The following is a 7,799-nucleotide window of genomic DNA, read 5'->3' on the forward strand; positions in this document are numbered from 1 at the left end:
ACCTATCAGGCCACCGGCGTACAGGCGAGCCCCAGTGGGGCTGGCAGCTTCTTCCTTGTACAAAATGGATTCGGCAGCGGCACGGCTAGCTCCAACGTTTACAACGTCTGGAACAAGAAGATAAAGCCCGCATTCATTGGCATCTACAACCTGACCCTGGAGTATCAGCTCAACAATACGGCTTCGGTCCAGGTTGGCTATGTCGGTGAGGCCGGACAGCATCTGGTGACGGCCAATCAGCGGAACCAGCTTCACAATCCCTGCGTTATCAACGGAATTGTTCAAGCCGTGACCGCTACTCCATCGGCAACCTGCCTGGCGCAAGCGCCGGCCCCGTTCTATGCGACACCCGGTGTGGGCTACAACGGTGTGATCCGCTACACCGACTCCAACGCCATGATGAACTACAATGCCATGCAAACAAGCTTCCGTCAGCGTGAATGGCATGGCCTGCAATACACCGTCAACTACACCTGGAGCCATGGCAATACCAACAGCACCGGCTTCTATGGTGTTCCCAGCATCACCGCAGCCAGCGCATATGCACAGAACGTCTACGATCTCCATTCGGAGTATGGCCCCATCGGCCAGGACGTTCGTCATGCGGTCAACTGGAACATGGTCTACGATCTTCCCATTGGCCGTAAGCGCCTGTTCGGCGCCAACATGCCGCTGATCGTAGACGAACTGATCGGTGGCTGGAAGATCGGTATGACCGGTGTTTCCTACAGCGGCTTCCCGGTCAACATCAACACCTCGAACAATACGTCCGGCGTGAACGGAAACTCGTTACGCGCAAATCACTATCGCGCGCTCAAGATCGTCAACCGTTCCATCAACAACTGGTTTGGCACCGATCCTTCCGCAAAGCCTTGTGGAACCAAGACAGACGCGGTAACAAAGATCGTTACCGTCGACGACAACGGCTTGTGCGCTTACGGCCAGCCGGCACCCGGCCTCTTCGGCACCGCGCGTCCCACCTCGGAACGCGCACCCGGCTTCCAGACTTACGGCGCATCGGTGACCAAGGACTTCACGATCTGGCGTGAGCAACAGGTCAACTTCCGCGCCGATGCGGACAATGTCTTCAACAGCGCGTACCTCAGCAATCCAACCAGCAACGTGACATCTTCCACCTTCGGTCAGATCACCGCAGTACGTTCTGGCCCGAGACAACTGCAACTCTCCGTCAAGTACCACTTTTAGAACGCAGGCGACCTGCCTCATATGAGGCAGGTCGCTTTCAACCAAAACGATACAAAGGAGGATCCCTTTCAGTGATTGAGAATTTCGCGGAGACCAACTCACGGCGCAGCTTCTTTGGAAAGCTGGCGGCGATGGCAACTATCCTTACGGGCGCGTCCAGGCTCCCAGCGCAGCTATCGACTCCAGCGCAGCAATCCACTCCAGCACAACAATCGGTTCCACCCCCCACCGCGCCTTCTTCCCCGGAAGGCAACAGGCCCCGCCCCACCGGCAACCACACCTATAACGGCATCTATTACTTTTCGGGAACCGGATCGAATGACGGGTATCCCAAAGAAGATCACGTTACCGTGACCGATCCCTTTGAGAAGCACGTCACCCGAACCATGGATGCATTGAAGAAATCTCTTGAGCGGAATGGCTGCAGCATGGATAGCATTCTCAACCTGCAGGTTTTTCTCTGCTTGCCGCTTGCCGACAGTAATCCCACGCCTACAGGAAAAGCCAGATTTGACGCCCACAAGGCGCAGTATGACGCGTTAAATAAGATCTATGCGACATACTTCACTCCGGGAAAAACCCCGTCCCGTGCCTGCATGGCGGTGGAATGGATTCCCGGGGATTCCCTCATTGAAATTGTCGGCAGCGCACGAGTGATTGCCTGACCGGTTCATCCACCAACGAAGAAAAACGCAAAAGAAGGAGTAATGAATGAATCTCGGATCCGGCTGGAATCGCCGTTCTTTTCTATCCATGCTTGCGGCGTCAACCGGCAATCTACTCAGCCCTTCCAGGCTTAATGCCGAAGGGATGTTTTCCAAAAAGGGCAAACAGGCCATTCCCCCTGTCGATGGCCATCCCATTGTGCCCATTACAACTGGCCTTGGTTCTACCGGCGATATCTACGCCGAGCTTGGAGTCACACCGCTCATCAATATCAATGGAACGGTAACCGTGATCGGCGGCTCAGTGATGAGACCCGAGGTCATGGAGCTGATGCGCCAGGGCAACCAGCACTTTGTCCTGATCAATGAGCTGGAAGTCGCAGCCGGGAAGTTTATTGCAAAGCTATGCAAGTCTCCCGAAGGCTACACCGGCCTGGTGACGGCCGGCGCCGCTGCCGCCATGGTTGTCGGATATGCGGGCATGATGACGGAAGACCTGGAACCACGCATCACTTCCTGCCCGGACGTGAGTGGTTTCCCTCGGACTGAGGTCATTATTCAAAAGAGTCACCGTTATCCCTTCGACCATCAGATTCGCCAGACAGGCGCAAAGCTGATCGAGGTGGAGACTCGCGAGGAGATGATCGCCGCCATCAATCCAAAAACACTGGCGATCCACTTCACGAATATCCTGTCAGACCGCGGCAAGGTCAGCGGCCCTGAGACCGTCGCCATCGCCAAGGCGCACAATATCTATACCTTCAACGATGCTTCTGCGGATGTGCCACCGAAAGAACGCCTGTGGGAGTATCCCGCACTTGGCTTCGACATGGTCACGTTCAGCGGCGGTAAGGATATCTGCGGTCCACAAGCCTCCGGCGTTCTCATCGGTAAGGAAGAACTGATCCGCTGGTCGATGCTTAACATGAGTCCGCAGGAAGATCGTATCGGCCGTCCCTGCAAAGTCGGCAAAGAGACTATCTTCGCGCTGCTGAAAGCCCTGGAGCTCTTCGTTAACCAGGACTACGACGGAGTGCTGAAGATGTACGATGCACGCGCCCAGGTGATTACTGACGCCATCAAGAAGTTTGGCGTAACTGCCCTTCCACGGGAGTTCAATCCTCAGGCCCTGGGTAATGTGACGCCGCACTATAGCTGGCATATCGATCCGGCGAAGCTAAAAATCACCGGGCCGGAGGTCATGCAGAAGCTCGCCGATACGCGGCCAATTGGCATCGGGAGCATGGGCGCCGGCGCAAGCGGCCWTCGCGGACGCGACCCCAACGCTCCCGAGAAATCAGCTTCTGAACGCCGTCGTCGTCCTTCCGATCCGAGTGTCTTTGGTTTCGCTCTCTGGCAGATCAAAGATGGCGAGGACAAGATCATTGCGGACCGGCTCGTGCAGATCTTCAGCGAAGCACCGAAGGCTTGACAAAAAGAAATGGGCGGGCCGATCGCATTGGCCCGCCCATTTTATTTGTATCGATCTCACTCCTGCGCTCCAGTCGCGTTAGGAAGATTGATCGTCGTATTTGGAGTATCGCTTGAGATGGGAGCCTGAAGACCTCCCCTCAAGGTGTAGTTCTGAAGAGCAATCGCATTACGCCAGACTTCACGTAACGCTTTCACATATCCAACACGCAGCTGGAAGAGCGTTCGTTGCGAGACAAGCACCTGCGGATACGCCTGGGCCATGTTCTGATACTTATTCAGATAGAGCTGATAGGCGCGCTCGGCACGAGGAATGAGCTGGGTCTTATAGCGGTCTGCTTCGAACCGAGCAGACTCATAGGACTGTGCAAGCGGTGCTGACTGCTGACGCAGCGATAGCTGTTCGCGGCGAAGCGACTGTTCGGCGCGCTCGATATCCGCCTTGGCTGCCTGCACATTTCCCTGGTTCCGGTTCCATAGCGGAATATTCACACCGGCACTGGCAAAACTCTGTGGGCCGGTTGCCTTGTCCGGTGCGCCTTCGATCCTCTCGAAGTTGTACTGTTCCCCAGCCTTCAACTGCAGGTCCGGTATCGCTTCCCGTTTGGCATCCTTAAGGCGCGCCTGTGCGACAACGATCTCCTGCTGCGCCCGCTTTACCGTAGGGCTTTCTGAGACAACACTGTCCGTCATCTGTTCTGCGTTGAGATCGGGAGTCTTTTCCAGCTCTCCTTGCAAGGGACTGATGGGAAGATCGCCCTTGCCTGCGAGAGCAGAGAGGACCCGGAAGGTTTCAAGATAATGCCTCTGCGCAATGGTGTACTCCACCTTCGCCTGTTCCGATTCGACTTCCGTCTGCAGGATGTCCGGAGCATCCGCCTGACCTACATTTGCCAGTTGATGCACGGTCTCAACCGCGTCGAGCGCGATTGCCAGTAACTGTTGCCGCAGGCGCACCGTCTCCTGTGCTGTCAGTGCATCGAAAAATGCCTGCTGAATATCGGCGTGCACGCGATATGTCTGCTCCTGCACACCGATCTGCTCCGAGCGGCTCTCCTGAGCGTGGATATCCCGCCGCAGCCCCAGCTTTCCTCCAAGAACAATCGTCTGCTGGACGAAGGCTCCTTGTTCACCACCATGATAGGCGCCGCCACGAATCTGTTCGCCCTGATAGCCGACCGTGGGGTTCGGGTACAAGCCTGCCTGCCGGGCCTTCTCCTGAGATCTGCGGACAAAGGCGGCCGCTTCTTTGATCGTGGGATTATTCGCATCGGCCAGTTTCATGAAGTCATCCAGATTCATGGGCGGCTGTGCAGCAACCTCCTTGAGCAGTTCCGGCGCAGGCAGATTCGATCCTGTCTTGTGCTCAGGGTTCTCCGGCTCCTGCAGCGTCATGGTGGCGTGTGTGCTCGAACTCTGCCCACTCTGTGGAGAAGAGGTCTGCGCCGGCGGATGTTGATGCTGCATACCCGGCATGCTGGGCTCCTGCTTCGGCTGCGGGTTAGATGGCGTTTTGACTGGTGGGCATCCGGGCATCTCCATACCTTCCATGCACGGCATTGCATTGTGTTCCTGGCCCTGCGCAATGGAGATGCTACCGAAGAGGAGCATCATCGCAAAAGGAACATAGAGTTTCATCGTCATGACACGGCTCCTCATCTCAGGCGCGTTCCAGAATAGTTTGGTAGGGATCGTTGGGACGGTTCGCCTGCTTCATACGCGAGATCACTTCGTCATATTTCTCCGGCGACAACACGCGCACAAAGGTCATCATGCCCTGCATAAAACCGCTCCATCCGGCGTTGAGGCCAAAGTTCTCCGGCCGTTCCACCGCCTCATCCATCACCATCATTGGCCCTTCCATGTACGCATCCTGCGGGAAGTTGGGAACGTCATTGGCATTGCCGGCGACATCGCTCGCCATATCTGCCATCTGCCTCTCACTCATGTTGTGCTGCATGCCGGGCATGGCATCCATCGCCTTCTGCTGTGAGAGAGGGCCGTTGGTGGATGGGGTCTCGTTCGCGTTGCCGACACCACCGAGACCGCGACCGAGAGCGGGGCCATAGCCTTCTCCCGTCGGCGCGCCAGGCTCGCCCGTCAGCATGCCCATTCCGGTATTCATCGCGCCGCCCGCAGGCATCCCGGCTGTCCGCGTCATCTTTCCCGCGACAGAGGACATCTGGTTCATCATGTGATGTGGAAGATGGCAATGGATCATCCAGTCGCCTGGATTATTCGCAACGAACTCCACAGCGCGTGCCTGCGCAACCCCCACCAGCACGGTATTTCCCGGCCACCAGCCTGCCTCAGGAATACGCCCGCCTTCGGTTCCCGTGGTGTAGAACGTGTGTCCATGCAGATGCATCGGATGATGATCCATCCCAAGATTCACAAAGCGGATGCGTACACGGTCGCCGAGCCGCACGATGAGCGGAGTGGATGCCGGTGCAGATTTCCCGTTGAAGACCAGCCAATTAAACTCCATGTTCATGGTGTTGGGAACGGTGTTATTCGGAAGGACGGCATACTCCTGCAGATGAATCAGAAAATCCTTGTCGCAGTGGGGACGATAGGGCTCCTTCGGATGCATGATGAAGGCGCCGAGCATGCCGGCCATCTCCTGCATCGCCATGTGCGAGTGATAGAAGTAGGTGCCTTCCTGGTGGATGTCGAACTCATAGATGAATCGCCCGCCAGGTTTCACCGGAGGCTGACTGATCGCCGGCTGACCATCGTTCTGGATGGTGTCTTCAAATCCATGCCAGTGGATGGAGGTCGGCTCCGGCAGATGGTTATCGAAGATGATGCGGACATGGTCGCCCTGATTCACCTGGATGGTGGGTCCGGGTGCGCTTCCGTTGAAACCCCAGAGATCGATGGTCTTATCAGGGTGAATCTGCTGTTTCACTACCTCAGCCACCAGATGGAAGACTTTGGTGTTGCCATCCATTGTGTAGGGGAGATCGCCGACATCGGTCGTGACGACCGGGATATTAAAGGCCGCACGGCGGTCCTGAGTACGCTTGCGCTTCAACTGTTCAGCAGCGGATTGAGGTGTGGACGCGGATAGCTTGTTCGCCGAAAGAAAAGCGGCTCCCAGGCCAAATGCGCTCTGCAGAAACGAGCGGCGGTTCGCCATAAAAACTCCATTGAAATAAGGACAAAGAGTTGGCGTCACCGGCGCGGAATGCTGTGAGCTTCAAGGAAATAGAAGCGAAACGGCACACTCCTGCCAGCGACATAGATATGTCGCGTGAAAAGAACTATGCCTAAACGCGCTGTATGGAGGTCAGTTCGAGAGCAGTAAGAGGGCCTGGCGGCGGCTCTTCCGTGGGAAACGACGCATGAGAAACCTGAAGAACAGGTTGCGCGGTGAATCCCGCGACGACGGCTGCAATGACAGTCCAGCTCGGCTGCCAATCGCGCATTGATTCGGCAATAGCAGCATCGTCATGCCCGCAGAGATGATGCCCGGAGCTTACGACGTAGCATCCCGCATCGGTTTGCGCTTCCGTCATATGCATAGCCCCGCAGTCGGCCATGTCGCCCATCTCACTCGATTGGGCTTTGGAGACGGCTTGCGTGTGGGCGGATGCGTCTGAACCTGCTGCGCCGGCGGCTTTCATCTGCCCCAGATCGCAGAGGGCTTCACAATGAGCGGAGACACAGGAAAAAACCAGGGCCAGGATGACCGCAACCGTTCCGACGATGGTTCGAACCCTGTGCATTTCCTTTTGATCCCCCTGCTTTCTTCACGCAGAAGATCGTTCTCCATTTTAGTTGTACCACTTTCCGATGGAGATTTCCTTCCCGGAAGGGATAACCACAAATTGGTTCGTTACTTTTTCCGATCCGATTCTACTGAGGAGGGTATGCCTGGCTCGATCAGTAGCCACGCCGTAAGCGAGCTCAAAACCGCGAGCGCCGACGCGATCCAGATCACAGTGCGGTAGCCGCTCAGAAACGATTCGGTGATCGCGTGCTGAACCGCGGGAGCAGGATTGTGAGCGGCCGCCAACTGCGGCCGGGCGGCGTCGACCTGTGCACGAATCTCGGGACTCAAGGCCAGTTGGGAGAGATGCTGGTCGAGCGAATGATTGAACACCGTTGCCAGAACCGCGCCAAATGCAGCTACAGCCAGCAAAGCGGCCAGGCGGGAGACCGCGTTATTGACTCCTGAACCAAGCCCGGACTCGGAATCTGGAACGGCGTTCATAACTGTCGTCGTCAAAGGAGCGACGCTGATCACCAAACCCAACCCCATCACTACGACGGGAGGGAAGAATGCGGTCCAGTAGCTCCCGTTCTGCGGAACGACCGCAAAGAGTGCGATGCCGCTGGCTGCAACCAGAGGTCCCACTGTCAGCGGAAGGCGTGAGCCGTAGCGCGCAACCAGACCGCCTGCCCAGCGCGAGAGCCCGAACATGGTCACCACAAAGGGCAAAAATGCTGCTCCTGCCTGAGTTGCCGTGTAGTGCTGGATCTGGATCAGGT

At 56.9% G+C, this 7,799-nt stretch carries 6 protein-coding genes and 1 pseudogene; 3 read left to right on the plus strand and 4 right to left on the minus strand.

Annotated elements, in window-relative coordinates; genetic code table 11:
• The 3 genes and pseudogenes from AB4043_RS07115 to AB4043_RS07125 form a co-directional block, all read left to right on the plus strand.
• A pseudogene (locus tag AB4043_RS07115) lies at positions 1–1,206 on the plus strand (TonB-dependent receptor); the annotation flags it as partial.
• A 71-nt stretch (positions 1,207–1,277) separates the two neighbouring features.
• Positions 1,278–1,871 carry a RidA family protein gene (locus tag AB4043_RS07120; RefSeq protein ID WP_442300227.1) on the plus strand — a complete coding sequence of 198 codons (594 nt, stop codon included), beginning with the start codon at positions 1,278–1,280 and terminating at the stop codon, positions 1,869–1,871.
• A gap of 46 nt (positions 1,872–1,917) precedes the next feature.
• On the plus strand, positions 1,918–3,303 hold the full coding sequence (locus AB4043_RS07125) for an aminotransferase class V-fold PLP-dependent enzyme (protein WP_442306751.1): 1,386 nt from the start codon (positions 1,918–1,920) through the stop codon (positions 3,301–3,303).
• 56 nt (positions 3,304–3,359) lie between these two features.
• Here the strand turns inward: AB4043_RS07125 and AB4043_RS07130 are convergent, their stop codons facing one another.
• The 4 genes from AB4043_RS07130 to AB4043_RS07145 form a co-directional block, all read right to left on the minus strand.
• Entirely contained in the window at positions 3,360–4,946 is a 1,587-nt protein-coding gene (locus AB4043_RS07130) for a TolC family protein (RefSeq protein WP_442300229.1), read from the minus strand.
• Between the two features lie 16 nt (positions 4,947–4,962).
• Positions 4,963–6,444 carry a multicopper oxidase family protein gene (locus AB4043_RS07135; protein WP_442306752.1) on the minus strand — a complete coding sequence of 494 codons (1,482 nt, stop codon included), beginning with the start codon at positions 6,442–6,444 and terminating at the stop codon, positions 4,963–4,965.
• Between the two features lie 130 nt (positions 6,445–6,574).
• Entirely contained in the window at positions 6,575–7,033 is a 459-nt protein-coding gene (locus AB4043_RS07140; protein ID WP_442300231.1) for a hypothetical protein, read from the minus strand.
• Positions 7,034–7,143: 110 nt separating this feature from the next.
• The coding region (locus AB4043_RS07145) for an MFS transporter (protein WP_442306753.1) at positions 7,144–7,799 on the minus strand (656 nt) is incomplete at its 5' end.

It is taken from the genome of Terriglobus sp. YAF25 (assembly GCF_052113305.1).
In the GTDB taxonomy this organism is placed as follows: domain Bacteria; phylum Acidobacteriota; class Terriglobia; order Terriglobales; family Acidobacteriaceae; genus Terriglobus.